The organism is Massilia sp. TWP1-3-3 (assembly GCF_049897805.1).
GTDB lineage: Bacteria > Pseudomonadota > Gammaproteobacteria > Burkholderiales > Burkholderiaceae_D > Telluria_A.
On sequence record NZ_JAFCWX010000038.1, the window covers coordinates 1 to 26615 of the forward strand.

General features: G+C 64.1%; 20 protein-coding genes and 1 riboswitch. Of the genes, 7 read left to right on the forward strand and 13 right to left on the reverse strand.

The window, feature by feature from the left end; all coding sequences use genetic code 11:
- Nucleotides 1-680 precede the first annotated feature (680 nt).
- Nucleotides 681-2561 carry a sigma-54-dependent Fis family transcriptional regulator gene (locus ACP7D4_RS24845; protein WP_426211948.1) on the forward strand — a complete coding sequence of 627 codons (1881 nt, stop codon included), beginning with the start codon at nucleotides 681-683 and terminating at the stop codon, nucleotides 2559-2561.
- Between the two features lies 1 nt (nucleotide 2562).
- Here the strand turns inward: ACP7D4_RS24845 and ACP7D4_RS24850 are convergent, their stop codons facing one another.
- The 8 genes from ACP7D4_RS24850 to ACP7D4_RS24885 all read right to left on the reverse strand — a co-directional run bounded on the left by ACP7D4_RS24850 (nucleotide 2563) and on the right by ACP7D4_RS24885 (nucleotide 12099).
- Nucleotides 2563-3552, reverse strand: a complete 990-nt coding sequence (locus ACP7D4_RS24850) for an FAD:protein FMN transferase (RefSeq protein ID WP_426211918.1) — start codon at nucleotides 3550-3552, stop codon at nucleotides 2563-2565.
- A 13-nt stretch (nucleotides 3553-3565) separates the two neighbouring features.
- Nucleotides 3566-5662, reverse strand: coding sequence for a 4Fe-4S binding protein (locus ACP7D4_RS24855; protein WP_426211920.1), 2097 nt, complete (start codon nucleotides 5660-5662; stop codon nucleotides 3566-3568).
- 11 nt (nucleotides 5663-5673) lie between these two features.
- Nucleotides 5674-6828: a porin gene (locus ACP7D4_RS24860; RefSeq protein WP_426211921.1), complete on the reverse strand. Its 1155-nt coding sequence runs from the start codon at nucleotides 6826-6828 to the stop codon at nucleotides 5674-5676.
- Between the two features lie 420 nt (nucleotides 6829-7248).
- Complete coding sequence (locus tag ACP7D4_RS24865) at nucleotides 7249-8958, reverse strand: PQQ-dependent methanol/ethanol family dehydrogenase (RefSeq protein ID WP_426211949.1); 1710 nt, start codon at nucleotides 8956-8958, stop codon at nucleotides 7249-7251.
- Between the two features lie 61 nt (nucleotides 8959-9019).
- A complete protein-coding gene (locus ACP7D4_RS24870) occupies nucleotides 9020-9409 on the reverse strand; it encodes a DUF779 domain-containing protein (protein WP_426103901.1) in 390 nt (129 codons plus the stop codon).
- 12 nt (nucleotides 9410-9421) lie between these two features.
- Nucleotides 9422-10942, reverse strand: coding sequence for an aldehyde dehydrogenase (adh, locus tag ACP7D4_RS24875; RefSeq protein ID WP_426103902.1), 1521 nt, complete (start codon nucleotides 10940-10942; stop codon nucleotides 9422-9424).
- Nucleotides 10943-11160: 218 nt separating this feature from the next.
- Nucleotides 11161-11808 (reverse strand): beta-propeller fold lactonase family protein, encoded by a 648-nt coding sequence (locus ACP7D4_RS24880; RefSeq protein WP_426211923.1) that lies wholly within the window; start codon nucleotides 11806-11808, stop codon nucleotides 11161-11163.
- Between the two features lie 3 nt (nucleotides 11809-11811).
- Nucleotides 11812-12099 (reverse strand): hypothetical protein, encoded by a 288-nt coding sequence (locus ACP7D4_RS24885; RefSeq protein ID WP_426211925.1) that lies wholly within the window; start codon nucleotides 12097-12099, stop codon nucleotides 11812-11814.
- 163 nt (nucleotides 12100-12262) lie between these two features.
- Between ACP7D4_RS24885 and ACP7D4_RS24890 the strand changes: the two genes are divergently transcribed.
- A complete protein-coding gene (locus tag ACP7D4_RS24890) occupies nucleotides 12263-14416 on the forward strand; it encodes a TonB-dependent receptor family protein (RefSeq protein ID WP_426211927.1) in 2154 nt (717 codons plus the stop codon).
- A gap of 13 nt (nucleotides 14417-14429) precedes the next feature.
- Here the strand turns inward: ACP7D4_RS24890 and ACP7D4_RS24895 are convergent, their stop codons facing one another.
- The 5 genes from ACP7D4_RS24895 to ACP7D4_RS24915 form a co-directional block, all read right to left on the reverse strand.
- Nucleotides 14430-16547, reverse strand: a complete 2118-nt coding sequence (locus ACP7D4_RS24895; protein ID WP_426211929.1) for a TonB-dependent receptor — start codon at nucleotides 16545-16547, stop codon at nucleotides 14430-14432.
- Complete coding sequence (locus tag ACP7D4_RS24900) at nucleotides 16544-17368, reverse strand: substrate-binding periplasmic protein (RefSeq protein ID WP_426211931.1); 825 nt, start codon at nucleotides 17366-17368, stop codon at nucleotides 16544-16546. The genes ACP7D4_RS24895 and ACP7D4_RS24900 overlap by 4 nt, the downstream gene beginning before the upstream one ends.
- A 9-nt stretch (nucleotides 17369-17377) precedes the next feature.
- Nucleotides 17378-17851 carry a cytochrome c-550 PedF gene (pedF, locus tag ACP7D4_RS24905; protein WP_426211933.1) on the reverse strand — a complete coding sequence of 158 codons (474 nt, stop codon included), beginning with the start codon at nucleotides 17849-17851 and terminating at the stop codon, nucleotides 17378-17380.
- Nucleotides 17852-17977: 126 nt separating this feature from the next.
- Nucleotides 17978-19456 carry a DUF3482 domain-containing protein gene (locus ACP7D4_RS24910; RefSeq protein ID WP_426211935.1) on the reverse strand — a complete coding sequence of 493 codons (1479 nt, stop codon included), beginning with the start codon at nucleotides 19454-19456 and terminating at the stop codon, nucleotides 17978-17980.
- Nucleotides 19453-20916 carry a DUF2868 domain-containing protein gene (locus ACP7D4_RS24915; RefSeq protein WP_426103909.1) on the reverse strand — a complete coding sequence of 488 codons (1464 nt, stop codon included), beginning with the start codon at nucleotides 20914-20916 and terminating at the stop codon, nucleotides 19453-19455. Before ACP7D4_RS24915 ends, ACP7D4_RS24910 begins: the two co-directional genes overlap by 4 nt.
- A gap of 84 nt (nucleotides 20917-21000) precedes the next feature.
- Here ACP7D4_RS24915 and cobT point away from each other — a divergent pair, with 84 nt between their 5' ends.
- The 5 genes from cobT (at nucleotide 21001) to ACP7D4_RS24940 (ending at nucleotide 26613) form a co-directional block, all read left to right on the forward strand.
- Nucleotides 21001-22032 (forward strand): nicotinate-nucleotide--dimethylbenzimidazole phosphoribosyltransferase, encoded by a 1032-nt coding sequence (gene cobT, locus ACP7D4_RS24920; protein WP_426103910.1) that lies wholly within the window; start codon nucleotides 21001-21003, stop codon nucleotides 22030-22032.
- Nucleotides 22032-22823: an adenosylcobinamide-GDP ribazoletransferase gene (locus tag ACP7D4_RS24925; RefSeq protein WP_426211951.1), complete on the forward strand. Its 792-nt coding sequence runs from the start codon at nucleotides 22032-22034 to the stop codon at nucleotides 22821-22823. Before cobT ends, ACP7D4_RS24925 begins: the two co-directional genes overlap by 1 nt.
- Before the next feature lie 2 nt (nucleotides 22824-22825).
- A complete protein-coding gene (locus ACP7D4_RS24930) occupies nucleotides 22826-23368 on the forward strand; it encodes a histidine phosphatase family protein (RefSeq protein ID WP_426103911.1) in 543 nt (180 codons plus the stop codon).
- Nucleotides 23363-23580: riboswitch (cobalamin riboswitch) on the forward strand. (Overlaps the previous gene by 6 nt.)
- A gap of 139 nt (nucleotides 23581-23719) precedes the next feature.
- Nucleotides 23720-25582 (forward strand): TonB-dependent receptor plug domain-containing protein, encoded by a 1863-nt coding sequence (locus ACP7D4_RS24935; protein WP_426211936.1) that lies wholly within the window; start codon nucleotides 23720-23722, stop codon nucleotides 25580-25582.
- Nucleotides 25583-25593: 11 nt separating this feature from the next.
- Nucleotides 25594-26613: a FecCD family ABC transporter permease gene (locus tag ACP7D4_RS24940; protein ID WP_426103913.1), complete on the forward strand. Its 1020-nt coding sequence runs from the start codon at nucleotides 25594-25596 to the stop codon at nucleotides 26611-26613.
- Nucleotides 26614-26615 lie beyond the last annotated feature (2 nt).

Genomic DNA, 26615 nt, shown 5'->3' on the forward strand with positions numbered 1-26615 from the left:
AGCGTTCAATCTGAGCCAGGATCAAACTCTTCAGTTCAATCTCTGTTTAATGTCCTTGCGGACAGATCGCTCACTCAAAATACTGACAGGCCACTTCTTGCGAAGCGCCTATATTTCTTTTTTGTGAACATTTGATAATTTAAGTATTCAACTCAGCTTGCGCTTCGTTGGCACCTTCATCAAACGCCCACACTTATCGACTGTTAATTTTTAAAGAACTTATTCGGTACTTCTTACTGCGCGGTACGAAGCGTTGTGTTCGTTGCAGCAGAGAGGCAAGATTATGAAGCACTTCGCTTCACTCGTCAACCTCTTTTTGTTACCGCGCTTCTTGAAAAGTTCTTTCGGAGCGCGCCCTGACTACCTGATAACTACTTGATTTCGTTAACCTTTTCATCGGGGAGGCGAACTATAGCAAACGCCTCCATGGCTTGGCAAGGCCTATTTAACGGCGCCCGACAGTTTCACGTAAGCGATTGGCACCAAACTTGCTGGTAGTTCCACTGCACTGCCTATAGAACGGCGCCACCCGGCGACATGGACACAATTTTTGTTCATATCCGGGACAAGTGCTACATTCTGGAACACGACAGTTCCATTAAGAGAGCCGCAGGCAAGGGCCCACCAGGAGACAAGCGACAATGAACCACCACTCTGTTCCACTTGCGAACAGCGGCAGCATGCGCGCCGCAGCCACCCGTTGGGATGACGATATTCCCGCCATAATCAACTCGTCCCATAAACGTTCGCTTGCCTTTGGCCTTACGCCATCCACGATGCCGGACTTCAGTCCACTGCAGCGCGGCGACCTGACCGATCTTATCGATAAGAACTGCATGCTGCACGCGCACGCGGTGCCGGCCATGGAAACGTTGTATCAGCAAATCATCAATACGCATAACATGGTGATTCTTACCGACGCCAACGGCACCATCGTGCATTCGCTGGGCGACGACGACTTCCTTGAAAAGGCCGACCGCGTTGCTCTCCAGCCTGGCGTGGCATGGTCAGAACAGTGCAGAGGCACCAACGCAATTGGCACCGCTATCGCCGAACGCACCGCCACCCTGGTCCACGCAGACCAGCACTACCTGGCGGCGAACCACTTTCTGACCTGCTCGGCGGCGCCGATCACCGATTACCAGGGCAAGGTCGTCGGCGTGCTCGACGTCTCCGGCGACCAGCGCAGCTTTCACAAGCACACCATGGCGCTGGTGCGCATGTCGGCGCTGATGATCGAGAACCAATTGTTTTCGGCCACATTCGAAGACGCGATCACCCTGCACTTCCATGCCCGGCCCGAATTCATCGGCACCCTGATGGAAGGCATCGCCTCTTTCACGCCGGGCGGACGCTTCCTGTCGGCCAACCGCAACGGCTTGTTCCAGCTCGGCCTGTCCTTCTCCGCATTGCAGTCGCACACCTTCAGCTCGCTGTTTGGTTTGCCGGTATCGGCGCTGTTCGACCATTACCGCACCGCCGCGCCGGGGTTGCTGAACCTGTGCATGCACAGCGGCGTGCGCGTCTACGGTTGCGCCCAGCTGCGCCTGGCCAACGGCGCCCATGCGCTGACCGACAACCAGGAAATCATCAGTGCTCCTTCCCACGCGCCCGCCCGGCCCGCCGCACGCCTGTCCGGCCTGCGCTACCTGAATACGGGCGACCCGGAGCTTGAGCAGGTGATTGACAAGGTCAACAAGGTGCTGGGGCGCGACATTCCCATCCTGGTCATGGGCGAAACAGGTACCGGCAAGGAATTGCTGGCCCAGGCCATCCACAACGATTCGCCCCGCGCGATGAGTCCGTTCGTGGCCGTCAACTGTGCATCGATCCCTGAAACGCTGATCGAATCGGAACTCTTTGGCTACGAAGACGGCGCCTTCACTGGCGCGCGCAAGAAAGGGGCAATCGGCAAGATCCTGCAAGCCAATGGCGGTACCTTGTTCCTTGATGAAATCGGCGATATGCCATTCAGCCTGCAAGCGCGCTTGCTGCGGGTGCTGCAGGAGCGCATGGTCACGCCGCTCGGCAGCAGCAAATCGATTCCCGTCAACGTTGAACTGATCTGCGCCACCAATCACAATTTGCGCGAGCGCATGGCCAAAGGGCTGTTCCGCGAAGACCTGTACTACCGGCTCAATGGCCTGGTCGTCAAGCTGCCGCCGCTGCGCGAGCGCACCGATCTCGACATCGTCGTGAAAAAAATCCTGGCCACCGAGTCCAATGGCGGCAAGTACACGGTCTCGGCCGAAGTGCTCGACCTGTTTCACAAGCACAAGTGGCCCGGCAACTTCCGCCAACTGACCAATTTGCTGCGCACCGCGATCATCATGGCGTCCGACGAACACGAGATCGGCATGCGCCACATGCCGGACGACTTCTTTGACGATATCGATACCAACGCCACGCGCATCATGGCGACCGGCGCCAACCTGGACGAGATGGAGCATTCCGCCATTCTCAGGTCGCTCGAGGCGCACGGGGGCAACGTCTCGGCCACGGCGCGCGCGCTCGGCGTGTCGCGCAATACCATCTACCGCAAGATGCCGCACCTGAAGTAGCTCATGCCGCCGGAAAGGAGGGCGACTTCCAGACGATGCCGCGCTTGTTGATGGTCAGCAGATCGACGCCCGGCAGCGTCGCGGCCAGCGCGTGCGCCTTGCGCGAACCCATCACCATGAACGCTGTCGAGAGGCCGTCCGCCAGCATGGCCGTGGGCGCCACCACCGTCACGCTGGAGAGCTCCTGGGGCGACTCGCCCGTGGCCGGATCGAAAATGTGGTGGTGCACAAAGTCCGGCGTGAACCACGACGCATAGTCGCCCGACGTGGCCACGCACCGGCCATCGGTGCGCAGCCTGGCCGCCAGCGCTGCCGGTTCACGCGGGTCCGCCACGCCCAGCGTCCATGGCTGGCGATCCTGCCGCGCGCCCAGCGACGCGAACTCGCCCATGTCCACCAGCGCATGTTTGACACCGCGCGCACGCAGCGCTGCGAGCGCCAGGTCGGCCGCGTAGCCTTGCGCCAGTCCGTTGAGCGTCACCTGCATGCCCGGCTTGTCTAGTTTTACCCGCACGTCGTCCACGCGCACGCGCTGCCAGTTGACCAGGGCTCCCGCCTTCAGGCGGTCGGCAGCAGCCGGGCGGTGGCTGGGCGAGGACGCCTCACTATACGCGCGCCACAGGGGCTGAACCGTGATGTCGAAGGCGCCGCGGGTGAGGACCGACAGCGCCTGCGCCTGCGCCTGCGCCAGCACCGCCAGCAGATGCGGATCCGGATCCGGATAGGCCAGCACACCATGGCGATTGAGCGCATACACCTGGCTGCCGGCGTCATGAATGCTCATCAAGCGCTCGACCATGCGCGCCTGGGCAAGAGCCTCGTCCATTGCAAGAGCGGCGAGCGCCGCATCGGCGTGGAGCACAGTGATGGTGACAGTGGTGCCAAAGGCCAGCGCCGCGGCCGAATGGGTAGCGCAGCGCGGCTCTCCCGGCAGTCGCGCGCAGCCTGCCACCGCACCAAGCGATGCTGCTATAAAGGTTCGGCGTTGCATGACGGCCTCCATGTTATCGGTTTGGCGCGACCACGATGGGAATCGTGCGCGCGCGTTTGAGTTCGAGCATCAAGGGCGCGCATTGTGCGTCGCTCTCGTAAATGACGACGCATTCCATGCACTGGAAGCACTCGTCGTAGCTGATGGCGCCATCGGACTTGATCGCCTTGTATTTACAGTGGCGGCGGCAGCTCTGGCACGGCGTGCCGCACTGCTTGCGCCGCACTATCCAATCGAAGATGCGCACGTAGCCAAACAGCGCCAGCGCCGCGCCGAAAGGACACAGGTAACGGCAAAAGAATTTATACGAAACCATCGACAGTGCGAGCAAGCCGACTGCGTACGCCACGAAAGGCCAGGCGTGTATAAAATTTAGCGTGACTGCGGTCTTGAACGGTTCGAGCTCCACCAGCTTGTCGGTCAGCGCGGGCGCGAACACGGCACTGGCGCCGATCGCCGCCAGCAGGCCGTACTTGACAAGCTTGAGACGCCCATCGGCGCGCGTGTGTATTTTCAGCTGGGGCAGACGCAGCGCCTGGCCCAGTTTTCCGGTCAATTCCTGCAGCGCGCCAAATGGACACAGCCAGCCGCAGAAGGTTCCCCTTCCCCATACAAGCAGCGATACGGCCACAAACCCCCACAGCACAACGGTCATCGGGTCGTACATGAAAAACTCCAGCGAGCGGCCGGCCAGCAGCGACTGGATCACGCCGGTAACGTTGACGATCGATAGCTGGCCCTGCGCGTAATAGCCGACAAAGGCGACCGTGAACAACAGGTAGGCACGACGAAACCAGGCAAAGCGCGCGCCGTCGGCCGTCAGGCGCTTTTGCCCCGTCAGCGCTGCGGCCAACAGCGCCAGCCCCGCCGCGAGGATCCCAAGCTCGCCAACACGCGCACGCCAGATCCCGACCCACGATTTTTCGCTTGCCGTTGGTGCGTCTATATATTTGAGCGGCAGCGCGTACTGGAAGTCGACGGCGCGCACGATCCGTTCCGGATAGACGATGCCCTTCTTGCGCGTGATCGGCAGCGAAAAATCGATTGAACTTGCCGGGTCCAGGCCCGCCTGCGCGATCACCCGAAACACGGCGATGTTCGACACCGGCAGCGCCGCCGGATCGGCCAGTTTGATGTCCAGGTCCAGGTCGCGCATGTCGATGGGCAGCTTGTCCTGCCGCATGCCGATGCGCTCCGTGATGCCGCCGCGGACAAAGTCATCGGCCAGCACACTGTAGCGGCCACCGGACATGACCAGCAGCGCCTGGTCGCCCGGATCGAGCCGGCCCTTCAGCTTGGCCCAGCTCGCAGGCGACAGCAGGTTGCGCCCCACCGACGGCACCGACACTTGCGCCAGGTACAGGTCAATGAACAGTTCATCGGGTTCGTTCAGCGCCTGCGGCTCCAGGCCTGCACCCGCGCTGCCAGCAAACAAACGCTCGACATCGCGGTTAAGCAAGCGCACCCGCTTGATCAGGCCAGCAGCGAGCATGTCGCTGGTAGTGAGCTTGTCGAAGTAGTCCATGTTGATGCGCGCGATCTGGTCGGGGTCGCGGCCGGCCGCGAACCCCAGCTTCTTGCGCGCGACCTTCAGCGCCGCCGACAGCACGCTCTGATTCAGAATGCGTACCGACGCCGTCGCCTTCGATACGCCGTCCAGGTAGGCGTTGGCGGCATCGGGCGCGCGTTCGCGCTTGGTCTTGCTGTCGATATGCAGATTCTGCTTGAGGGACAGTCCCTTGTACTGGCTTGCAAACTGAAACAGGGGCGCCTCTCCCAAGCCGTCCAGGAACACCGGCTCGTGGTGCGACAGCACCACGACGTCGAGGAAGGTCCCTGCCGGATCAATCGTCACCAGCGCGTTCATCGGCACCCCGGCAAAACCGGGAATCGGCGCCAGGTCGATCGACTCGAAGGCATAACCCACCAGGTCGGTCGACGTCCCGTTCTGCTTGAAGATAGGCCAGGCCGCAATGTCGGCCGCCTTCTGGCCGACCTGCAAAGGCGCGGGAAAGCGCCTGGCCAGGTCAGCCTGCGACAGCGTGCCGGCCGCCGCGCTCGCTGTGCACAGCACCGCGGCCCACAGCAACAGGTAACGAATCAATCGCACGCGCGCCACTATCAGAAGAAGATGATGCCGCCAAGCGCCGCGCCGTTCATGCGCGCGCTGCTGCCGTCAAAGCCGCGCGAGCGCGTGCGGCCAACTTCAGCAACCAGCGTGACGGCGCTATTGAGCGAGTAGTAAGCGCCCAGCGTCAGGTTGGCATTCGACTTCAGGCCGCCCGTGCCGGCGGTATTTTCATCGTTCTCGCTCATGCCGTAGCCAAGACCCAGCTTGAGCTTCGGGCTGGTCTTGTACGTGGCCTGCGCCAGGTAGTTGACGGACTTGACGTCGCCCTGATCGGCGTCCGACAGGATGCCCAGCCCCTTCCCGCTTTGCACATTGCCCAGCAGGCCGAAGGCGCCGGATGTATAGGACGCGCCGATCTCGACGCCGCGCATGGTCAGGTCGTCCACGCCGGGCGTGACCGATTCAAATTTCTGCGACTTGGCGCCGAGCCACGCCTTGAAGCCGGATGTCGTGTACGTCACCTGCGCCTGCAGCTGCGGGCTCGAGCCGGCGCTGAAGGCGGGGCTGGCCACGACCGGGGTGTCGTCCACTGGACTCATCAAGCCCACGTCGAAGCCGATGCCGGAGGCTGACTTGGGCGTGCTGTACGCCATCTGTCCGTAGTTGCCAAGGTAGGTGTAACCGGCGCCGATGTGGCCGAGCGCGACGCGGCCGCGCTGGGTCGCCTGCACCGGCGCGCCGGCGCCGAGCAGCGTCATGTCGGAGAGAATGGCATTGGCGCCGAAGATGCCGTAGTCGCGGCCAAGCTTGATGGTGCCGATCTCGGCGTTACCGAATGTGAAGTACGCCTGGCGCACATCGACCACGCTGTTTTGGCCGATGGCGCTGTCGGTGGCGGTTGAATTGTAGATGCCGATCAGCGCCTTGACGTCATAGCCGCCCTGGGTGGACGCGGCCGATGCGACCAGGCCGTTGGGCAGCAGGCCGTTGCCGATGGTGGTGCGATCGTCCCGGCCACCACAGCCCAGGCCTTGCGAGCCCAGTGCCAGGCCGCCGACTGCGTCGCCCTTGCAGGAGACGACCGTGTAATAGGCGTTGACGATGCCGCCCACGCCGACCGTCCAGTCGCCGGCCTTGATGTCGACAGCCTGTGCTTGCTGCATGCTCGCTGCGGCGATAACGGTCAACGCAAAAATCTTCTTCATGGGATCCCTCTTTATGTTTTATATGCTGTGTACATCACGCGATGTACTAAAGGAGATGGCAATAAGCGTGCCTGAAGCGATGAAGGCTGGATGGCGCAGGTATGGGCGCGCTTGTGTGCAGAATCGGACCAGATGTGATGCAGCGGTGTTCTGTTTTTGATCGCTGCGCCACATCGTCCTCGCGCAGGCAGGCCAAGGTTACGACAGCGCTGCCATTGGCGCGAATGTGTTGCAATGATGAGCGTAGGTCGGATAAGCGCCAGCGCAATCCGACATGCGTCAACGCGACGCTTGTCGGATTGCGCTAGCGCTTATCCGACCTACGACTGCTGCAACCTTCCCTTTTTGCGACCGCCGCCTGCACGATTTCCATAAAAAAAGACGGCCGAAGCCGTCTTTAAAACTACCCTGTCCGCACCCTCACCCTTTGGGCAGCTTGAACACCCACACCGATCCACCCTGCTCCAAAAAGTTGACCTTCTTGGCCACTTCACCGCCCCACAGGGGCACTGCGCCGCCCCAGCCCGACACCACGGCAATATACTGCTCCCCGCCGTCCTGCCACGTGACCGGCGGCGCGACCACGCCGGAGCCGGTCTGGAACTTCCACAGCTCCTTGCCCGACCTGGCGTCGACCGCCTTCAGAAACCCTTCCGGCGTGCCGTAAAAAACCAGCCCACCGGCGGTGCTCATCACCCCGCCCCACAACGGCGCGGTATTCTTGATCTCCCAGACGATCTTGCCGCTCTTCGGGTCGACCGCGCGCAGCGCGCCGATATAGTCGTCGAAAATCGGCCGGATGGTAAAGCCCGCGCCCAGGAATGCCCCACCCTTCTTGTAGCTGATCGGCTCATTCCAGATATCCATGCCCCACTCGTTGGCCGGCACGTAAAACAGCTTGGTCTGCGGGTTGTACGCCATCGGCATCTGGTTTTTCGCGCCCAGAAACGCCGGTGCCGAGAACACCGTCGAACCCTTCTTGCCGTCAGCGCCCTTGGTCGGGTCGCTCGGACGATTGGCGGCGATGAAATTGGGCCGGCCCGTCTTGAGGTCAATGCTGCTGGCCCAGGTGATTTTTTTTACGAACGGAAAGGCGTTCTGCAGCTTGCCGTTCTTGGCGTCCACCACGTAGAAAAAGCCGTTGCGGTCCGCCTTGCCGCCGTAGCGCTTGCCATCCATGTCGAAGGTGACAAATTCATTGGAACCGTCAAAGTCCCACGAATCGTTCGGCGTGCCCTGGTACGCCCACTTGATCTTGCCGTCGGCCGGATCAATGGCCACCGTGGACGAGGAAAACAGGTTGTCGCCCGGGCGCAGATGACTGTTCCACGGCGCCGGGTTGCCCGTGCCGAAATACGCCAGGCCGGTGCTCTCGTCATAGGTGCCGCCCATCCAGGTCGAGGCGCCGCCGGTCTTCCACAAGTCGCCCGGCCAGGTTTTGTTGACCGTGCCCGAGACGCCGTTGTCGCTCGCCTTGCCGTCCTTGTCGTACTTGTGGCCCATGTGGCCTTCGACCGTCGGACGCGACCAGACCAGCTGGCCCGTCATCGGGTCGCGCGCTTCGACCCGGCCCACGATGCCGAACTCGCCGCCCGAGACACCCGTCAGCAGCAAGCCCTTGGCGATCAGCGGCGCGGCCGTCATCGAATAGCCGGCCGCGTAGTCGTCGACCTTTTCCTTCCACACCACCGCGCCCGTGGTCTGGTCGAGCGCGACGAGCTGGGCGTCGAGCGTGCCGAAAATGACCAGGTTGCCGTACAGCGCAGCACCCCGGTTGACCACGTCGCAGCATGGCATGATGCCGTCCGGCAGCCGGTGCTCGTACTTCCACAGCTTGGTGCCGGTTTTCAGATCCACGGCAAAGATGCGCGAATACGATGCGGTCACGAACATTTTTCCGTCATGGATCAAGGGCTGCGATTCCTGCCCGCGCTGCTTTTCGCCGCCGAACGACATCGACCAGGCCGGCACCAGCTTGCTCACGTTTTTGGTATTGACGATGGTCAGCGGCGAAAAGCGCTGGCCTTCGGTCCCCATGCCGGACGAGAGCACGCTTTTCGGGTCCTTGGCCGTGTTGACCAGCATGGCGCTGGTGACATTGGTGGCTTGCACCAGCGATGCGGCGGCCATGCCGATCACGACACCCAGTAGTTTTTTCTGCACAATTCTCTCCTCTTGTATGAATCGGTTTTTATAGTTGGCGCTTGGCCGGCGAATCGGCGCTGAGGATGCGCAATTGCTCATCGGTGAACAGGCGCGAGCGCGTCAGGAAGCGTCGCCCTGTTCCGTTATCAAGTGAAAACATGCCGCCGTTGCCGTCGACCACGTCGATAATCAACTGGGTATGCTCCCAGTATGCAAATTGCTCAAGCCCCATATAGAACGGCGCCCCGTCCAGGTTGCCCAGGTACACATCGGTGTCGCTGATGTTGAATTCGCCTGCCGGGTAACACATGGGCGCGCTGCCGTCGCAGCACCCGCCCGACTGGAAAAACATGAGCGGACCATGCCGCTTGCGCAGCTCGCCGATCATGGCCAGGGCCTGTTCTGTTGCAATCACGCGTGCGAGTGGATGGTCCATGGGGCTCACCTGTCAGAAAAAGCCGAGTGCGTTCGGGCTGTAGCTGACCAGCAGGTTCTTGGTCTGCTGGTAATGGTCGAGCATCATCTTGTGATTCTCGCGCCCGATGCCCGACTGCTTGTAGCCGCCGAAAGCGGCATGCGCCGGATACAGGTGGTAGCAATTGGTCCACACGCGCCCGGCCTGGATGGCGCGGCCCACGCGGAAGGCGCGCGAACCGTCGCGCGTCCACAGCCCGGCGCCGAGACCATACAAGGTATCGTTGGCAATGCGCAGCGCATCGGCTTCATCCTTGAAGGTCGTGACCGACACCACTGGCCCGAAAATTTCTTCCTGGAAGATGCGCATGCTGTTGTCGCCCTTGAACACGGTAGGCTGCACGTAATAGCCGCCTTCCAGGTCGCCCGCCTGCATGTTGCGTTCGCCGCCGGCCAGCAGTTCGGCCCCTTCCTGCTTGCCGATATCCATGTACGACAGGATTTTTTCCAGCTGCTCGTGCGAAGCCTGGGCGCCGATCATGGTCGATGCATCGAGCGGATTGCCCTGCTTGATGGCGGCCACGCGGGCCAGGGCGCGCTCCATGAAGGCTTCATAGATCGATTCTTCAATCAGCACGCGCGACGGGCAGGTGCACACTTCGCCCTGGTTCAGCGCGAACATGGCGAAGCCTTCCAGGCACTTGTCGAAGAATGCGTCGTCGGCGTCCATTACGTCGGCAAAGAAAATGTTCGGCGACTTGCCGCCCAGTTCCAGCGTGACGGGAATCAAGTTTTGCGCCGCGTATTGCATGATCAAGCGGCCGGTGCCGGTTTCGCCGGTAAACGCGATCTTGGCGATGCGCTTGTTGGAAGCGAGCGGTTTACCCGCTTCCAGGCCAAAGCCGTTGACAATGTTGAGCACGCCTGGCGGCAGCAGGTCGCCGATCAGCTCGATCAAGACCAGGATCGACGCCGGGGTCTGCTCGGCCGGTTTCAGCACGACGCAGTTGCCGGCGGCCAGCGCCGGGGCCAGCTTCCACACCGCCATCAAGATCGGAAAGTTCCATGGAATGATCTGCCCGACCACGCCCAGCGGCTCGTGGAAGTGGTAAGCGTAGGTTTCATGGTCGATCTGCGCGACCGAGCCTTCCTGGGCCCGGATGCAGCCGGCAAAGTAACGGAAATGGTCGATGGCCAGCGGAATGTCGGCGGCCATGGTTTCGCGGATCGGCTTGCCGTTGTCGATGGTTTCGGCGGTGGCGATCAAGGTCAGGTTCGCCTCCATGCGGTCGGCGATCTTGTTGAGGATGTTGGCGCGCTCGGTTTGCGACGTCTTGCCCCAGGCATCCTTGGCGGCGTGGGCGGCGTCCAGCGCCAGCTCGATATCTTCGGCGCTCGAACGGGCGATTTCGCAAAAAACCTGCCCGGTGATCGGCGTGATGTTGCCGAAATACTCGCCCTTGACCGGCGCCACGAACTTGCCGCCGATGTAATTGTCATAGCGTTGCTTGAATGGATTGGCGACGCCCAGTTTGCTGATGTCCGCGAGATTCATGTCGTCCTCTTTCTGAAGTAGTTGGATTACCGTTGCAGGCAACGGAGTGTGTTGATCACCTGTTCCCTAGCGCAAGCGCCGTGCCAGCGAACGGGACAAAGGGACATTCCAGAGTAGAAGCAGGTCAAAAGGTCCTATTGATCAATCGCAAGGAAGCTGGCGAACTGTTTGTTTTCTGAACACTGCGGCGTGCCACCGGGTGTTGCAATCTGGAGCAGTCAGCGGATCAGTACACCCCAAGGCAATTCGCCAACCGGGATATCCTTCAGCTTGCTGCCACTTGCCGTATCGATCACGCTGACGCTGGCGGAGCGGCCGTTCGCGACGTACAACTTGGCCCCGTCGGGCGTGAGCGCCATGTTCCACGGACGCTTTCCCACCGCAATCGTGGCGCTGACGCGATTGGTCGCCGTGTCGATCCGCATCACGGTGCCGTCCGCCCCGTTCGAGACATACACATGCTTGCCATTCGGATGCACGGCAATGCCGTTCGCATTTTTGCCGGCAGGTATGGCCGCGACCGCCGTCCTGGTCGCCATGTCGATCACGTACACGGTGCTGACCATTTCCGCGGCCACATATGCGCGCTGCGAGTCGGCCGAAAAACCGATCCCGCGCGGGCGCAGGCCGACGGCGATCTTGCCCACCTGGCGCCGCAGCGCCACGTCGATGACGTCGACCTGCTCCGCTTCCTCGGCGCTGACCAGCAGCCAGCGACCGTCCGGACTGAACACGGCGTGCTCGGGATTCTTGCCCTCGACCTTGATGTCGGCCAGCTGGCGCCGGCTTGGCGCATCGATCAGCGTCACGCTGTTGCTTTCTTCCACCGCCACGGCCACGTAACGGCCGTCGGCCGACGCGTGCACCCCTTACGGCGACTTGCCAAGGGGAATTGACGGCTCCGCCGCCCCGCCTGCCGCGTCCAGCACCAGCAGCGCATTGCTGCCCGCATCGGTTACGAACAAGGTCTTGCCGGCCGGGTCGGCGGCGATACCGCGCGGGCGCTTGCCGGCCGCCAGTTCGCGCACCACGGCATCGGTTGCGGTGTCGATCACGCTGACGGTACCGGATTTTTCATTGGGCACATAGGCCAGGGGGCCGGCGGCGGCACTGGCCACAACGATAGTTGCGAGAGAGAACAAAGCGAAGTTTTTCATGGAATCCCTTTCATAAATGAAGGCGCAAGCCGCGCGCGCATGCGGGATTTCATGCAAGCACTGTGCCACTGCAAAATTTTGTGCTGGCAGGTATATTGCTTACGCTGTTGGCACAGACCCGCCGAATGACCGCAAGCGGGCGTACCTCATTATTGGAGACTGCATGAACCACCCATTTCGCCTCAACGCCATCGCCAGCCTGGTGGCTGCCGCGCTCTCGCCGCTGGCCGCTGCCCAGTCGGGCGCCGCCGCGCCGGTCGCCGTCGCCGTCGCTGTTGCCGGCGCGCCGGTCGACGTCGTCGTCGTCAGCGGCAGCCGCATGGAACACGCCAGCTTCGACCTGCCGGCGGCCATCGACGTCATCGACGCGGCCCGCATCGGCGCCGCCCAGATGCGCGTCAACGCCTCGGAAGCCCTGGCCGCCGTGCCCGGACTGGTCGTGCAAAACCGCCAGAACTATGCGCAAGACCTGCAGATTTCCTCGCGCGGCTTTGGCGCCCGCTCCGCCTTTGGCGTGCGCGGCGTGCGCCTGATTGCCGACGGCATCCCGGCCACCATGCCCGACGGCCAGGGCCAGGCGGCCACCTTCAACCTCGACCTGGCCGACCGCATCGAAGTGCTGCGCGGGCCGTTTTCGGCCATTTACGGCAACCACTCGGGCGGCACCATCGCCCTCTTTACGCGCGACGGCAAAGGCCGCCCCAGCGTCGAATCGACCCTGACGGCGGGCAGCTACGGCAGCCGCAAGCTTGACGTCAACGCCCAGGGCGAGAGCGGCGGCATCGGCTACGTGATTGACACCTCGCGCTTTGATACCGACGGCTACCGCAGCCACAGCGCAGCCACGCGCGACCAGGCCTACGCCAAGATGACGCTCGCACCCACGGACGCGAGCCGCCTGGCCGTCACCGCCAGCGCGCTGCGCCAGGACGACACGCAAGACCCGCTCGGCGTCACCTGGGCCACTTTGCAGCGCGACCGGCGCGCCGGCGAAACCGACGCCACCGATACCGCCACGCCCAAGCGCACGCTGGCCGAGCGCTACAACACGCGCAAGAGCATCGACCATCAACAGGCTGGCATCTCGTTCGAGCAGCGCCTGGGCGAGGACCGCGTGCGCCTGATGGCCTACGCCGGCAACCGGCAAGTGATCCAGTACCAGGCGTTTTCGCGCTTTGTCCAGACGCCGGCCACCCAGTCCGGCGGCGTGGTCGATTTCGCGCGCGACTTTCACGGTGCCGACATCAACTGGCTGCACGTGCTGCCGCTGGCGGGCGGCAAGCTCAGTACCACCGTCGGTCTGGACTACGGACGATCGCGCGACCAGCGCCAGGGTTTCGAAAACTTCGTCGGCGCGCAGTTTGGCCTGCAAGGCAAACTGCGTCGCGACGAGAGCGATACCGTCTCGAGCATTGACCCGTACGCGCAGGCCGAATGGCAGGGCGGCCCCTGGGTGCTGACGGGAGGACTGCGCCACAGCCGCCTGAAGGTGGCCGTCACCGACCGCTACGCCAGCAATGGCATTGACAGCGGCAGCGTCAACTATCGCCACACTACGCCGGTACTTGGCGCTCTGTACAAGGTCTCGCCGGTCCTGAACGTGTATGCCAGCGCCGCGCGCGGCTTTGAAGCGCCCACGCTCAATGAATTGTTTTACTCGGGCGCCGGGGCGGGTTTCAATTTTGGCCTTCGCCCTGCCACCAGCGTGCATGTGGAAGCCGGCGTCAAAACCTACATCGGCAGCAATACGCGCGTGAACGCGGCCTTGTTCCAGGCCAGAACCGACGACGAACTGGTGGTCGATGTGGCCACTGGCGGGCGCACCAGCTACCGCAACGCCAGCGCCACGCTGCGCCAGGGCGCCGAACTGTCGGTCGACAGCAAGCTGGACGCGGGTTTCAGCAGCCGGGCCGCCATCACGCTGCTGCGCGCCATTTACGCGCAAGGCTTTGGCGCCGTGGCGCAAGGCAGCCGCCTGCCCGGCGTGCCGCGGGCGAACCTGTTCGCAGAACTGGCCTGGAACAGCAGCGGCGGCAATCTTGGGGCAGCCATCGAAACGACTGCCAGCAGCAAGGTGTATGCGGATGACGCCAATCTCGACATCCCGGCGCCGGGCTACGCGGTGCTCAATGCGCGCGTCCAGGCGCAGCAGACGCTGGACGGCTGGCGCCTGAAACAATTCGTGCGCGTGAATAACCTGGCCGGCAAAGCCTACGTCGGCTCGGTCATCGTGGGCGACGCCAACAAGCGCTTCTACGAGGCGGCGCCGGGCCGCAACTGGATGCTCGGTTTCAGCGCCCAATACAGCTGGCGCTGATTTTTCAAGCGGCTCAATAGTGGTAGCGCGCCCCGAAACGCAGCATGCGGGGCGTGCCCGGTGCGATGAAGCGCGTGTTGGCGTCCGGCGCCGCGCCAAACAGGTTGCGGCCCACGACGCCAAAACTGGCAAAGCGCCGGTTCAGCAGATTGTCGACGCGCGCGTACAGCTCCCAGTGCTTGGCGCTTTCCCAGCTGGCGCGCACGCTCAACAGGCGGTAGCCGGCCACCCCAAGGCCGGGCAGCAGACCGTCTTCATTTCCCTGTACTCCCATGCGCGAAAAAACTTGCGCGTCGGCGCCCACCGTGAACGACTCGCCCAGCATCCATTGCGCGCCCAGCTTGACGCTATGGCGCGGCAAACCGGCCAGCGGCGTGCCCTGCTCCACCGGCACTGCGCGCACACCGGTAAACAGCGTGCCCTTGGCGTCATACGCGGCGTCGAGGTAGTTGTAACTGGCATTGAGCTGTACCTGGCCCACGTTCGCGCGCCACGAAAAATCGAGTCCCTGGTGGCGCGTGCGTTCAAAATTGGCAAAGTAACCCTGGCGCGACAGGCCGGAGCTGATGAAAAGGATGTCGTCCCGGTTGATGGTGCGGTACAGCGACAGCGAAGCGCTGGTTCCCCCATGCTGGTAGCGGGCGCCGGCTTCGAGCGTGCGCGCGACGACCTGTTTCAGGTAGGGATCGGACTGCAGGCCTACCGGCAGCTGACAGGGCTGCGTGGGATCGGCGCAGCCTAGTTCGATCACGGTCGGCACCCGGTTGCCCTGCGCGGCGTTGGCCACCAGCATCCAGCCGGCGCCGGCCTCGAAGGCTGCGCCGAGCGATGGATTCATGCTGCTGTAGGTGAAGCGTTCGCGCGGCTGCAAGCCCCTGGCGCTGGTCAGCGTATTACTCACTGCGGCGTGGTTGACGCGCGCGGCCGCCGTCACGTGCAGCCCGGGCGCGGCGCTCCAGGTGTCGCTGGCAAACACGCCGAGCGCGCTGGCACGGCCCGTCACCGACGATGCAGGAACGCGCTCCTGCGCCGGGTCGGCAACGATGCCGCGTTCGTCCGTCAGCACGCCATCTTGCTCGAACTGGGCAAAGGCGACGGCGCTGGCGTCAACCGTGGCGCCGATGTCGATACGGTGCCGCTTGCCGCGCACGCCCAGCAGCACGCTGGCGCCCTGGCCCCGCTGGCGCGTGCTGGTGGTATTGAACACGCCTGCGGGCCCTTCCTCCACGTCGCCGTTGACGGTGTCGCTGCGGCTGCGGCGTGCATAGGCCAGCGCCGAGAGCACGGCGCCGCCGTTAAAACGCCGGCTCGCATTGAGAGCCAGTTGCCAGAGCGCGTTGCGCGTCTCGTCAGGGAACGTGTACACGGCGCGCCAGTCCCGCTGCGCCAGTTCGTCGGGCAGCAAGCCGTTTCCGCGCAGTTGGCTGCGCCCGCCCAGCAGCGACACGCTGGCCGCCGACACGCCGTCGTCGCGTCCGACCTTGGCAAACACATTGCCAAGCCGGCCCTGCGAATGGTCGCGCCAGCCATCGTCGTCAAACAGGGTCGAACCAACAAAGCTGTGCCAGTTGCCATGCACCGCGCCCAGCGCCAGGTCGAGCCGCCGCCGGCCCCCACTTGTGACTGACAGATCGACTTCACCTCCCGGGTGCGTGGCGCCGCTTTTGGTGGTCAGCACCAGCGCCCCGCCCAGGGTATTGAGTCCGTACACGGGATTTGAACCGGGCACCAGCAGCACGCTGGCCAGCGCGGATTCGGGCAGCATGTCCCAGTTCACCACGTCGCCGAACGGCTCGTTGACCCGCACGCCGTCCAGGTAGACCGAGAAGCCCTGCGCAGTGCCGAGTACCGGCGAGGCCCGAAAGCCGCGGTAGGCCACGTCGTTCTGAAACGGGCTGCCCGAAATGTCGTTGACGTTCACGCCATTCAGGTTGCAGTTCAGGTAGTCCGCCAGGTTGCCCGCATGCGCGTCGCCGATCTGGTCGCTGCCCGCCAGTTGCACCGAGTACGGCAGCAGCTTGCGTTCAATCCCCAGTCCAGCAAGGGGCGCAGTGCCGACGATTTCAACGGTGTCGGCAAGCGCCGGCTGGCACGCCAGCGCCAGGCCCAGCGCCCCGCACCAGCGCTTCATGGCGTGACGACCTGCACCCCATGCCACGCGAAAATCGCCTTGAGCTCACCGCTGGCCGCCATCTCGTTCATGGCTTGCTGCAGCAGCTTGGCCATCTCGGTGTCGTCCTTGCGCACCGCCATGCCGACCGCCCATCCCGAGCGCGGCAGGCGCTGAAATGCAATGTCGTGCACTGGAAAAGCCCGGTCGCCGCGCAGCACGGAGTCGATTTCCGAGCGGGTGGCAAGCACCGCGTCCAGTTCGCCAGCCTTGAGTTTTTCAAGCGCCTCGATCGCGCTCGGATAAATCTTCACGCCAGGGGTAAATTTTCCATTGCCCTCCCCCAGCATCACCATCGCGGCAATCGAAACTTTCTCCACGCCGATGCGTTTGCCGGCCAGCGAATCGACGCCGTCAAAGCTTGGCACCGTGCGTGCGCTGCGCACCAGGCGCACGCCCTCGACATGGTAGGGCGCAAAAATGACGACTTGCGGATTGGCCGCCATCAGCCGGTTATCGACCGGCACATGCAGCATCACGTCGGCCGGGCCGTACCCCAGGTAGTGGCCTTTCCAGACCATGTTGCGCAGGTCGTCGCCCAGCTCTTCACCGGCCGGAAACGGCAGCAGGTTCAGGCGCAGGCCCAGCTTTTTGGCGAGCGCCTGCGCCAGGTCGACGTCGATGCCCTGGCCTTCGTCCGAGAACGGCGCAAACTCATTGTAGACCGCCACCTTGAGGCCGCCCGACTGTTGAATTTTCTGCCAGTCGGCGTGGGCGGGGCCTGCCATCGCCAGCGCGGCGCAGGCGCCGGCGCCGGCGATCAGTGCACGGATCGTAGTCATGTGCCCTCCCTATTTGGTTTCGCGGCGCGATTCGAGATAGGTCTTGATCGACCACATGGCTTCCTGGTTGAAGACGCCTTCAAAGGAGGGCATGTACACCGCCCCATTGCGCACTTTGCCGCCGCGGATGGAGGTCAGGAAGTAGGCGTCCATCTCCTTGGAGCAGGCCAGCTTCTTGGCTTCGACCTTCAAGCCCACGCAGTCGCGGTCAAGCAAGCGCAGGTCGGGCGCGATCCCGCCCGAAATGGCGTCGATGCCGTGGCAGCGCGCGCAGTTCTGACCAAACGCCGAGGCGCCGATCTTGAGCGCGAGCTTGTTGGTCTTGAAGGGATTTTCGTCGCGCCATTTGTCGCCCAGCGGCGGCAGGCCGGCGGTGTCGACCGCCTGCGGCGTGACGTTGCCGTGCGCAATGGCGAACATGGAGGTGGTGACTGCGCTGGCCAGGCCTGCCCAAAGTACCAGACTGCGAAGGGATTTTTTCATGGTGTCTCCTGCTGTTTTGATGGATGAATACATCAACAGGAGCAATTGCCATGCCATGGCTGCCACGCCGCAGCGCCTGCGCCACCTGTCCCGAAATGGAACAGGTATCCCAGCGTTGTCACACCGTTACCGACCGTGCAGTTCCGGATCGACCTTCGTTGGGTAAAGACGCGACAGCGCGTGGGTTGCAACGGCAGTCAGCAGTTGGCGCAGGCGCTCGCCTGCTTTGCCGCTGTCGTCTTCCTGGCGCAGTGCGCTCCACAGGCCGGCCAGTTCGTTCGCGTGCGGCGCGGCCGCCGCTTCCACCTCGGTCTGCCAGAACGCGGGCGCCTCGCCCTCGACGAAATTGCCGCGTCCGCGCCCGAAGTGGGCCACGGCCAGGTAACGCAGCACGCTGCCAAGGAGCAGCGTGTGCAAGAATTCGTCGGCAAATTCCACGGTGGTCTTGTTGCGCTCGGTGCTGGTGTTAAAGCCCCATGCGGCGCCGGCCGCCGTCAAGGCCCCCACCACGCCGCCCAGCAGCGCCCCGGCGCCGAAGGTCAGCCCCCCTGTCATCAGGTCGGCCGACAAGCCCGTCGCCGCGCCCGAGACGACCGCGCCCAGCAAGCCGGCCTGCGCCTTGTCGACCGGCGCGCGCACCTTGAAGTTTTCACGCACGCGCGCATTGATCCTGGCAGCCTCGCCAGGGTCGAGCCGGTGCAGCTTGAGCAGCACGCGCGTGGTTTCGCCAATGCCGGCATTGAGCCGCTCGACCAGCACCGCCATGGCCTTTTCCTGGCGCTGCTGGTCGGCCGACTTGGCCAGGCCGACCGCCTTCATGGCGCTTTGCAGAAAGCCGGTGTCGGCCAGCGCGATCGGTTCACTGTCGCGCGCCGCTGCGGCTAGCTGGACGGCGGCAACGCGCATCGCTTCATGGAAGCGGTCCTGGTTGTTGGCCTGCCACAGGGCCAGCAGGCGCGCGTATCCTGCTTGTTTGGACTCGTCCAGCAGCTTGCCGACCGCCTCGTAAAACACGCGCTCATGCACCCAGCAGCGGGCAAAGGCGTCCAGCGCCAGCACGTCGCGCACGATCGGATATTGATCCAGGTGCGCTTTCCAGCGCGCCTGCTCCGCCGCTTCCTCATTGGCGGGCCGGGGCGGGCCCATCTGGTTGAGCAAGACCACTACCGGTTTGCCCAGCCACTCAAGAATTTTCATTTCGGCCGGCAGGTAGCCTGCATCCCGGGGCAGTTCGGACGAATTGACCAGGTACAGCACCACGTCGGCAGAATCGCGGGCGGTGCGCAATGCTTGCTGGCTGAGCCAGAACGGCTTGTCGCGGTAGCGGTCGAACACTTCGCGCAGGAACCAGCCGATCGGGTTGCCCGCCATTGCCAGGCGGCGCAGCAGGCGCACCGAGTCGCCAAAGCCGGGCGTGTCCCATAGCTGCAAGGCGTCGCCCTCGGCGGTCTTGAGCAAGGTGTGCTCTTCGGCCAGCACGGTGACGTGGGCGGCGTCGCGCACCTCGCCCACGTCGACCCCGACCAGCGTGCGCGCCAGCGTGGTCTTGCCGTTGTTGGTATGCGAGATCAGCGCAAACTGGATGGTGGCGGCTGTGTCGTTCATGAAGGTTTCGATACCCGTAGTCCGGCGTCCTGGTCGAGCGGGCGCTGGGGTGGATTGCGAAGGTTAATGATGGTGGCCGGTGCGCGATGGAAGCTGCAAAATTCCTGCCATAGTGCGACGCGCTGCGCCATACGCGTTTCGTCGCTGCGTTCGGCCAGCGATGATTCGTCGATCAGCACGGCCACGCCGCGTTTCGAGGTGCGCACCAGATAATCGAGGAAAACGCCGTGATTTTCCTTTTCCGGCGTCGCCGCGAGGTTGAACAGCACGGCGGTGTAGGTCACGGCCGGATCGTCCAGGTTCACTTCGCGCAGCACTTCCTGGGGCTCTTCGCCATACGCGCTCGGCGGGCGCAACATCACGCGCGCCTGCTCGCCCAGCAGCATGGTCGCCACCTGCGTCAAGCCGCGGTCGCGCGCTTCATCGACGGTGAAGCTGTAGGGGAGCACCCGCAACACAGCGGGGCCACTGGCGCCAATCTGGTCGCCCAGCTTGCGGAAATACGGCTGCTCCAGGTCGAGCGGGAATGCGCGCACGAGCCGGCGCGCCTTCCAGTGCGCGAAGCCGGCCAGCGCCAAGCGCGGCAGCACCACCAGCAGGAGCATGGTGGCGCCGTACAAGTGCACCCAGCGCGCGCCGCCGGCCGCCGACGGCACCTGCGAGAAGCGCAGCGCTTCAATCTCGGCGATCGAAAAACCCTGCAGCGGGAACAGCGCCAGCACCGGTGCAAACAGTGCCGACAAAATGGCGTGCACCTGGCCGGCCGACAGGAATGTGCTCTCCCATCCGGCCCGGTATTCGGACAGAAAACCGCGCGCATACAGCGAGAGCAGCGCGCCAAGCGCAAACATGGCCGCCGACAGATGCACGGTGCGCGACAGGCGCGCGTGATTGAGCCTGGCACTGAGCTCTGTCCATTGGCGCATGAAGTCGGTGAGCGCGCTCGATAGCACATGCGGCAGCTTGCGCGGCAGCGCCACCTTGGCGCCGGACAGGCTGCGCATCATGCCTTCGCTGACCCAGCTGCTGGCGGGCGAGGGAATGACCATCCAGACCAGCAGCATCAGGTACACCAGCAGGTTCCAGCCAATGATGCCGAGCAGCGGCGCGGAGAGCAAATCGACGCGGTGCGGGTCGCTGATGCGGTCCAGCCCCGCTCCCAGCAGCAAGGCCACCAGCGGCAACGCGACGGCCAGCCTTGTCAAGCCCGTGCGCAGGCTAAAAAACCCTTTCAGCGACGGCGTGCGTTCGGCCAGGCGCTTGAGGATTTGTTCGGAGCGCTGCTGCAAAAAATGCTCGGTCGTGACGTCGGACTTGCTGTCCGACGCCTGCCACTGGGCCAGTTCGCGCGCGCTGCGGGTGGCGTACATGCGGTCGTCTTCGCTGAGGATGTCGTGCCCGGTGTCGGCCAGTTCGATCGCGCGCACCAGGACTACATCCCGTGCAATCTGTTCGTTCATGCTTTTCCTTGTTGAAAGCCGCTCTTTTCGAATGTGCTATCTTAGCGCGGAAAAATGTTGCCACCTTTTCATTACCCTACATTCATGCAAAATTCAACGATCCACCCTACCTACAACCCTGAACTTGCTGCGCAATTGCAGCAAGCAATTGACAACAAAACAAAGCCACCGGGCAGCCTTGGGGCGCTGGAAACACTGGCGCGGCAACTCGGGCTGATCCAGCAAACCGTGAACGTCGCGCTGCGCGAGCCGACAATTGTCGTGTTCGCGGCCGATCATGGCGTAGTGGCCGAGGGCGTCTCCGCTTACCCCCAGAGCGTGACGTGGCAAATGGTGGAAAACTTCCTGCATGGCGGGGCGGCCATCAACGTGTTTGCCCGGCAAAGCCACTGCGCGCTGCAGATCGTCGATGCCGGCGTCAACCACGATTTTGGCGCGCGCTCAGCCCTGCTCGACCGTAAAGTGGGACGCGGCACCGCCAATTTTGCGCAGCAGGCGGCCATGAGCGCGACCGACTGCCAGCTCGCCATGGCGCACGGCGCGCAGATCGCCGCAGCCTTAACCGGCAATGTCATTGGTTTTGGCGAGATGGGAATTGGCAACACCACCGCGGCGGCGGCATTGATGCACAAGCTGACCGGCATTCCCGTGGCCGACTGCGTCGGCGCCGGCACCGGCCTGGCCCTCGACGGCATCCGTCACAAACAGCGCGTGATCGAGGCGGCCGTGGCCCTGCACGCCGGCGTGGACGAGCCGCTCGCGATCCTGGCCACGTTTGGGGGCTTTGAAATCGCGATGATGGTCGGCGCCATGCTGGGCGCCGCCGAACGGCGCAGCGTCTTGCTGATCGATGGCTTCATCGTCACCAGCGCCTTGCTGGTCGCGGCAAAAATCGCCCCCGCCATCCTGGACTACTGCGTCTTTGCGCACTGCTCCGACGAACAGGGCCACCGCCGCATGCTGGCCCAGCTCGACGCCAAAGCGCTGCTCAATCTTGGCCTGCGCCTTGGCGAAGGCACCGGCTGCGCGCTGGCCCTGCCGCTGCTGCACGCCGCGTGCGCCTTTCTGGGCGAGATGGCGACGTTCGAATCGGCCCAGGTCAGCGACAAGCAATGATGGCCGTCGTCGTCCACCAGCTGCGCCTGTTTTTCATCGCGCTGCAGTTTTTCACGCGCTTGCCGATACCGCGCTGGGTAGGCTTCCAGGCCGCGTGGCTGCATCACGCCGCGCGCTATTTTCCGCTGGTCGGCAGCGTGGTGGCCGCAGCCACCGCACTGGTGTACCTGGCCGCCGCGCGCCTGTGGCCCGCGCCAGTGGCGGTGCTGCTCTCCACCGCTGCCGGCATCTACCTGACCGGTGCCTTCCACGAAGACGGCTTCGCCGACATGTGCGACGGCTTTGGCGGGGGCCTGACGCGCGACCGGGTGATGGAGATCATGAAGGATTCGCGCATCGGCACTTACGGCGCGGTGGGCGCGCTCCTGCTGCTCGCGCTCAAATGCACGCTGCTGTCGATGATGGAGCCAGCGGCGGCAATTGCCGCCCTGCTGCTCGCCCATCCGCTTTCGCGCCTGGCGGCGGCCAGCCTGATCTGGAAGCTGGACTACGCGCGCGATGAAGGCAAGGCCAAGCCGCTGGCGCAGGAAATGACGGGCGCCGAATTTTCCATCGGCGCCACCTGCGCAGCCATTCCCGCACTCTATCTGGGCGCGCTCGGCTACCTGTCGTGGACCACGATCGCCGTTTGCGTACTGGGCGCCGCGGCGGCCGCAATCTGGCTGGGCGCCAAATGCGTGCGCCGCATCGGCGGCTACACGGGCGACTGCCTGGGCGCCGTCCAGCAGGTCAGCGAAGTAACCATTTACCTGTGCCTGCTGGCCAGCATCGGCCAGGGCGGCTGGTACTGAGCATGCGCCTGATCTTGGTGCGCCATTTGCAGCCCATGGTGGCGCCCGGCGTTTGCTACGGGCGCAGCGACCTGGCGGTGGACCCGCAACTGCTCGGCGCGTCCTTGCCGGCACTGCGCGGCCAGCTTCCCGCCGGCGTGCCGCTGTATTCCAGTGCGCTGTTGCGCTGCGCGTCGCTGGCGCGCGCCTTGTCAAGCGCGGTGCGCTTCGATGCGCGCCTGGCCGAACTCGATTTCGGTGCGTGGGAAATGCGCCCCTGGGACCAGATCGCGCGCGCCGAGATCGACGCCTGGGCCGCCGACGTGGCCACCTATCGGCCGGGCGGGGGCGAAAGTGTGCTGGACATGGCAAAGCGCATCAGTGACTTTTACGATGAGCTGATGGGCGCGCAACTTCCCGCGGCCGTCCTGGTCTGCCATGCCGGCGCGATCCGCCTGCTGGCCGCCCGCGCGCGCGGCCTGGCCCCGCTTGCGATGGCCCACGAAGCGGCCGAGCGCCCTCACGCCATCGCTTACGGCGCAGTCATCACCGTCGAAAGTGTATAATCGCCACGTTTTGGTGCTCGCGCGCATGTTCAATGCGTGCAGTTAAACGGGAAACACAAAGCCTCACAGGCTAAGGTGTGCTGCCCCCGCAACGGTAAGCAAGTGTCGTCCAGCGGACGACGGGCCGTCTCGAAAAACCACTGTGCGTTGCATGGGAAGGTGAGACGGTTGCACTTGCCAGCCCGGATACCGGCCAGGACAGGTGGAAGTGTGCGAGCGGGGTGTTCGCGACGCGGCCGGGTCGCTGTAGCGCATCCCTGTCAGTCGCAATCTATTCTTCGGCAAGCGCATTTCTGTTCAATCCGGCCAACGGGGAACTCGGCCGGTTGCTTAACTTATTGAAGAACCGTCATGACCTTTCCTGTATCACGCCGCGCGGCCATCTCGTCGCTTGCGCTAGCCATTACCTCCGCTTTTGCCCAGGCCAGCGAGACCAGCAATCCTGCCGTCGCTTCCGTCGTCGTCACCGCATCGCGCACGCCGCAAGCCGCGGCCGATGTCCTGTCCGATAACATCACCCTGTCGTCCCAAGACATCCTGCGCTCAGGCGCGGGCAACATCGTCGACCTGCTGCAAAAGCAGCGCGGCATTGAAGTGGCGCGCAACGGCGGCCCGGGCACCAGCGCCTCGGTCTTCATCCGCGGCGGCGACTCCAGGCAGACCGTAGTGTTGGTTGACGGCGTGCGCATCGGCTCGTCCACGTCCGGCATCGCCAACTGGAGCGCCCTGCCGCTGGCGAACATCGAGCGTATCGAGATTGTGTACGGACCGCTGGCCACCATGTATGGCGCCGACGCCATCGGCGGCGTGGTCCAGGTATTTACCAAGCGCGGCACCGGTGCACCGGCCATCAACGCTTCAGTTGGTGCAGGTTCCGACAAGACCCGCAGCGCGGACGCGTCGGTCTCAGGCGGCGCCGGGCGCTTCAACTATGCGTTGACGCTCACGCGCGACCAGGACCAAGGCTTCTCGGCCACCAAGCCGGGCAATTACTCGTACAACGGCGACAACGACGGCTACACCAAGGACAGCGCCAGCGGCCAGTTCGGCGTGGCGCTGGCCCAAGGCCACGAAGCCGGCCTGCTGTTCATGCACAGCAGCCTCGATGCGCAGTACGACAACGGCGCATCAAACTTCGACGCGCGTGGCGAACAGGTGTTGAACAATGTGGCGCTGTATTCAAAGCACCAGTTCTCGCCGGCCTGGCAGGTCAGGTTCCAGGCCTCGCGCGCGGACGACAAGTCGTCCAACTTCAGCAACGCCACCGCCACCGGCTACAGCCGCCTTGACACGCGCCAGAACACTTACAGCGCCCAAAGCGACCTGGCGCTCGGCGCCGACCTGCTGCAAGTGCTGCTCGAGCGGCGCGAAGAAGACGTGTTGTCGAGTTCCGCTGCTGCCCTGTCGCGTGATCGCAGCACCAATTCGGCCGCAGCGTCGTATTCGATCAAGCGGGGCGCCCACCTGGGTACAGTCAGCGCGCGCCATGACAACAGTTCGCAATACGGCTCCGTGAACACCGGCGGCATCGGCTACGGCTACCGCATCAGCAGCACGCTGCGGGCCAACGCCAGCTTCGGCACCAGCTTTCGCGCACCTACCTTCAATGAACTCTACTACCCGAGTTATGGCGTGGAGAGCAACCGGCCGGAACACGGCAGGAACGCAGAAGCGGGCCTGGTCTACAACACTGGCGCGAGCCAGGTCACTGCCGTCTACTACCGCAACCGCCTGAAGGACCTGCTGGTGAGCACCTCGGTGTGCCCGGTCGAAGCGGCAAGCCACCCTTATGGCTGCGCCTACAACGTCAACCGTGCCACGCTCTCGGGCCTGTCGGTCGGCGCGCGCACTACGGTTGGCCCGCTTGAGTTGAGCGGCGCGTTCGACCTGCAAGATCCGCAGGACGACACCACCGGCAAGCAGCTGGTGCGGCGCGCCAAACGCCATGCCAGCCTGGCGGCCGAATACAGCAGCGGCGCACTGGTGCTGGGCGCAGGTGTGCAGATGTCGGGCAAGCGCTTTGACAATACGTCCAACACTGCAACGCTAAGCGGTTATGGCTTGCTCAACCTGTTTGCCTCGTATCGCTTTGCTCCCGACTGGACTGCCATCGTCCGCTGGAACAACGCGACCGACAAGCAGTATGAGCTGGCAGGCACCTACGCGACCGCCGGTTCGCAGGCATTCATCGGCCTGCGCTACGGCGTGAAGTAAGGAGCAGGCCCGTGCATCCGTTCTTCCGCAATATGCGCCACCGGGCCACGGTCGTCATCGGTTCGCTGGCGATCCTGGCCCTTGCCAGCCTGGTTTTCTCTGGCATGATCGGTTCCGTCTCGATTCCGCTGGCGGACATGCCGGGCGCGCTGGCCGAACTGGCCCACGGAAGCAACGGCTCGCTGGCCGCCACCTTGCTCGAACTGCGCATCTCGCGCGCGCTGGTCGCTTTCGTCACCGGCTCGGCGCTGGCCCTGGCCGGCGTGATGATGCAAGCCTTGCTGCGCAATCCCCTGGCCGATCCCTATGTGCTGGGCATTTCAGCCGGCGCTTCGGTCGGCGCCCTGGCTGCGTTGCTGGTCATGGGCGCCTTGTGGGTCATCGACGCGGCCGCCTTTGCCGGCGCGGTGGCGGTGTCGATGATGCTGTACCTGTTCGCCCGGCGCGACCTGCGCGGCGGCGCCGAAGGCGGCACGTCGCAGCTGTTGCTGACCGGTGTGATCCTGTCGTCGCTGTGCATGGCGATGGTCACGCTGATGCTGTCGATCGCGCCTGAAAGCCGCTTGCGCAGCATGATTTTCTGGATGATCGGCGACCTGGCGGGCGCTCCGCTGCGCGCCGTGCCGTGGGTCGTGCTTGCCGCCGGCTTGCTGTTTGCCCTGCGCAGCGCGCGCGCGCTCAATGTTTTATCGCTCCATGCGGAAGCTGCCGCCACGCTGGGTATTCGCGTCGGCGCACTGCGCAAGGGCCTGTTTTTTTGTTCCGCCCTGCTTACCGCCAGCGCTGTCACCAGCGCCGGGAGCATCGGCTTTGTCGGCCTGATCGTGCCGCACGCCTGCCGCTTTGCCTGCGGCCCCGATCATCGCCTGCTGATTCCCGCCGCCGCACTGGCCGGCGGCACCTTTCTGGTATTGGCCGACACACTGGCGCGCACCGTGCTCGCACCGCAGCAGCTGCCCGTTGGCGTAGTTACGGCGCTGATCGGCGCGCCCGTGTTCCTGTACCAGCTTCACCGGCTGCGCCGGGCATGATC

Coding starts and splice junctions, on each gene's coding strand:
- ACP7D4_RS24845 (WP_426211948.1), top strand. CDS start 681: ATGCGCGCCGCAGCCACCCGTTGGGATGACGATATTCCCGCCATAATC.
- ACP7D4_RS24850 (WP_426211918.1), bottom strand. CDS start 3,552: ATGCAACGCCGAACCTTTATAGCAGCATCGCTTGGTGCGGTGGCAGGC.
- ACP7D4_RS24860 (WP_426211921.1), bottom strand. CDS start 6,828: ATGAAGAAGATTTTTGCGTTGACCGTTATCGCCGCAGCGAGCATGCAG.
- ACP7D4_RS24865 (WP_426211949.1), bottom strand. CDS start 8,958: ATGGCCGCCGCATCGCTGGTGCAAGCCACCAATGTCACCAGCGCCATG.
- ACP7D4_RS24870 (WP_426103901.1), bottom strand. CDS start 9,409: ATGGACCATCCACTCGCACGCGTGATTGCAACAGAACAGGCCCTGGCC.
- adh (WP_426103902.1), bottom strand. CDS start 10,942: ATGAATCTCGCGGACATCAGCAAACTGGGCGTCGCCAATCCATTCAAG.
- ACP7D4_RS24885 (WP_426211925.1), bottom strand. CDS start 12,099: ATGAAAAACTTCGCTTTGTTCTCTCTCGCAACTATCGTTGTGGCCAGT.
- ACP7D4_RS24890 (WP_426211927.1), top strand. CDS start 12,263: ATGAACCACCCATTTCGCCTCAACGCCATCGCCAGCCTGGTGGCTGCC.
- ACP7D4_RS24895 (WP_426211929.1), bottom strand. CDS start 16,547: ATGAAGCGCTGGTGCGGGGCGCTGGGCCTGGCGCTGGCGTGCCAGCCG.
- ACP7D4_RS24900 (WP_426211931.1), bottom strand. CDS start 17,368: ATGACTACGATCCGTGCACTGATCGCCGGCGCCGGCGCCTGCGCCGCG.
- pedF (WP_426211933.1), bottom strand. CDS start 17,851: ATGAAAAAATCCCTTCGCAGTCTGGTACTTTGGGCAGGCCTGGCCAGC.
- ACP7D4_RS24910 (WP_426211935.1), bottom strand. CDS start 19,456: ATGAACGACACAGCCGCCACCATCCAGTTTGCGCTGATCTCGCATACC.
- ACP7D4_RS24915 (WP_426103909.1), bottom strand. CDS start 20,916: ATGAACGAACAGATTGCACGGGATGTAGTCCTGGTGCGCGCGATCGAA.
- cobT (WP_426103910.1), top strand. CDS start 21,001: ATGCAAAATTCAACGATCCACCCTACCTACAACCCTGAACTTGCTGCG.
- ACP7D4_RS24925 (WP_426211951.1), top strand. CDS start 22,032: ATGGCCGTCGTCGTCCACCAGCTGCGCCTGTTTTTCATCGCGCTGCAG.
- ACP7D4_RS24930 (WP_426103911.1), top strand. CDS start 22,826: ATGCGCCTGATCTTGGTGCGCCATTTGCAGCCCATGGTGGCGCCCGGC.
- ACP7D4_RS24935 (WP_426211936.1), top strand. CDS start 23,720: ATGACCTTTCCTGTATCACGCCGCGCGGCCATCTCGTCGCTTGCGCTA.